The sequence below is a fragment of the Nocardia sp. NPDC004722 genome, assembly GCF_053601505.1.
Genome location: NZ_JBSGBY010000810.1, coordinates 1 through 3,087, shown reverse-complemented (window position 1 = coordinate 3,087; position 3,087 = coordinate 1). Strand labels below are relative to the sequence as shown.

The 3,087-nt window shown below is 67.6% G+C and carries 2 protein-coding genes; one reads left to right on the top strand and one right to left on the bottom strand.

Features of this window, described 5'->3' with window-relative positions:
• The coding region (locus tag ACWELQ_RS42270) for an NADP-dependent oxidoreductase (protein ID WP_452402606.1) at positions 1 to 723 on the bottom strand (723 nt) is incomplete at its 3' end.
• Positions 724 to 917: 194 nt separating this feature from the next.
• Between ACWELQ_RS42270 and ACWELQ_RS42265 the strand changes: the two genes are divergently transcribed.
• Positions 918 to 3,087, top strand: a 2,170-nt coding sequence (locus ACWELQ_RS42265; RefSeq protein ID WP_452402605.1) for an AAA family ATPase, incomplete at its 3' end; no start/stop codon positions are given.

The window sequence follows — 3,087 nt, the reverse complement described above, 5'->3', positions numbered from 1 at the left end:
CGGGGCAGGCGGCCCACCGAGCGTGACGAGCCGCCCGCCGCTGCGCAGGATTCCGTACGACCGCGCCAGCGTCTCGCCGCCCACCGTGTCGAGTACGACATCGACGTCCGATACGAGCTGCTCGAAATGCTCATGGCCCGCATCGATGACCTGTTCGGCACCGAACATTTCGACGAACCGGGCATTACCCGATTTGTCGGTGGCGACCACGCGGGCACCGAGCGCCGCGGCGATCTGTACCGCGTACACACCCACCCCGCCGGCCCCGCCATGGATCAGCACTGTCTCGCCCGGCCGCAACGAGGCATGATCGACGAGGGCCTGCCATGCGGTGAGCGCGGCAAGCGGAAGCGCCGCCGTCTGAATATGGCTGGCGGAGGTGGGCTTTCGTGCCAGCGTCGCTGCGGGGACCGTCACGTATTCCGCCGCGGCTCCGTCCCGATCGAAATCGACGAGTCCGAAAACCTGGTCACCGACCTCGAATTCGGTGACGTGCGGTCCGAGTTCGGTGATGGTGCCGGAGAACTCGTGAGACGGTATGACGGGGGTGCGGTCCGAGCCGTCGCGGTGCGTCCACGACAGGTCCCACCCGAGCTCGGCGAAGGTGATCGCAGCCGCGCACACCTCCACGAGTACTTCACCGCGCTGTGGAACGGGTGTCGGAGTCTTCTCGAACACCAACTGCTCGGGGCCACCCCGGGCATGAGCTCGCAAGGCCATCATCTGATTCATTGCGCATCCTTTCCTCGAAAGCAGCCTCGTCCCACGGTCGCGGCCCTGGCTTCGGTCATCTGACTCAACCGCCGTGCGGCAGTCGGACGGCACGGCGCGCGGAACCACTGCCCGGGAACGTCTCTGCGCGATATTGAGTACTTCGACTCAAGAGCGGCCCCCTCGGGCTTGGCTAGCGTCGACACGTGCTGATCGGACGAGGACCCGAAATCGAGCTGCTCACCCGGCTGGTGCGACCGGATCCCGTCCGCGGTGCGGTGCGGCTGCTGCGCGGCGACCCTGGCATCGGCAAGTCCGCGCTGCTGCGGGCGGTGGAGACCACCGCCGTCGAGGGCGGCCTGCGGGTGCTGTCGATCACCGGCGTAGAAGCCGAGGCGATGTTCCCGTTCGCGGGATTGCACCAGCTGCTACGGCCAGTGCTGAATGCCGGTGCGCGACTGCCGGAGACGCAGCACGACGCGCTCCTGGGCGCATTTGGACTGGCGGCGCAGTCACGGCCCGATCCGTTTCTCGTCGCGCTGGCATCCTGTGGTCTGCTCACCACGATCGCGGCCGACCAGCCGGTCGCGATATTCGCCGACGATGTGCAGTGGCTGGATCCGCAATCGCACGAAGTTCTCGCATTCATCGCCCGGCGGATCACCCCGGATACGCCGATCGTGATCATCGCGGCCGTCCGCACCGGCCATACCGGTGCGTTCATCGACGCGGGATTTCCCGCGCTGACCGTCGGCCGTGTGAACGACGATGCCGCAGCTCTGATTCTGCGTGAGTACGCGCCCGGACTGACCGATGACGAGCGGTATCGGGTGCAGTGTGAAGCGCTCGGAAACCCGTTGGCATTGCGTGAATTACCCGCGGTGCTGCACCGTCGGCAGGGTCGGCGGTCCCCGAGCCTGACCGACCGTCTCGAACGCGCCTTCGCGGGCCGGATAGCGGAGCTGCCGTCGCCGACCCGGGACGCGGTGCTGGTGGCCACCATCGACGCGATCGACGACCTGCCCGAGATCCTCGCGGCCGCATCGGTGCTCCATGGAGCCACGGTGTCGGCCGACGTCCTCGCCCCCGCTGAGTCGGCCGGGCTGCTGTGCATCGCGCAAGGCCGGGTTGAGTTCCGGCATCCGCTGATCCGGTCGGGAATCCTTCAGTCCGAGAGCATGACTCGTCGCCAGGCCGCGCACGGCGCACTCGCGCGTGTGCTGGAATCGCAGCCGTATCGGCAGACCTGGCATCAGGCTCACGCGATCGTCGGGCCCGACGACCGGGTCGCGGATCGGCTGGAGATCAACGCCGCGATAGCGCTCGCACGCGGAGCGGTGATGGCGGCCATCAACGATCTGGAACGGGCAGCACAGTTGACCACCGGCTCGGCCAGACGCGGTCACCGGCTGTTGCTCGCCGCCGAACACGCCTTCGGCCTAGGGCGGGTGGACATCGTGACGGACCTGCTGGCAGCGGCGGCGCGAACCGATCTGTCCGAACATGACACCGCACGGCTGGAATGGCTGCGTGAGATCTTCAGCGACGGCATTCCCGGTGACGCGATCCGGGTTCTCGAACTGTGCGATGTGGCCGCGCGCGCGGCGGCACATGATCTGAGCCTGGCGCTGAACCTGCTGTTGGGTGCGGCGTTGCGATGCTGGTGGGCCGACACCGGACCGGGCGCGCGGACCCGGGTGGTGGCGGTGACCGATGTCCTGACGGTGTCCTCCCACGACCCTCGCTCGATTGCGATACGCGCCGTCGCCGAACCGGTCCTGCGCGGCAGTTCGGTCATCGATGCGCTCACAGTGATCGACCCGGCGGGCGGTGCGGACGGAGACTCGTTACACCTGCTCGGTATGGCCGCGCACGCGGTCGGCGATGAACCCGCGGCGGCGAATTTCCTTGCGGAAGCTGAGGAGACACTGCGCGCTCGAGGGCGTCTGGGGCTGTTATCGCAGGTACTGAGCATGGCGGTCATGGTGAATCTGGCACTGGGGAATCTCGATCGCGCGGCCGCCGCGGCCGAGGAAGGGATCCGGCTGGCGGTGGAGACCGGCCAGCCGATCTGGGAAACCGGCACGACCGTGTGCGAAGCGGTTCACCAGGCATTGCGTGGCAATGCGGAGCAATCGCTGCGATTGGCGACCGAGGCGGAATTGGTCGCCAGCCGAGGACGGCTCAACGATCTGCTGTCGTGTGTACAGCTCGCACGCGGGATCGCCTGGCTCAGCGCCGGACGTGACCGGGACGCTTATCTCGCTCTGCGTCGTGCCTTCGATCCCGCTGTCGCCAGCTTTCACCAGCGAGAACGATACGGGGCCTTGATGTTTCTGGCAGACGCCGCGGTTCGCGCCGGACACCGCGCGGATC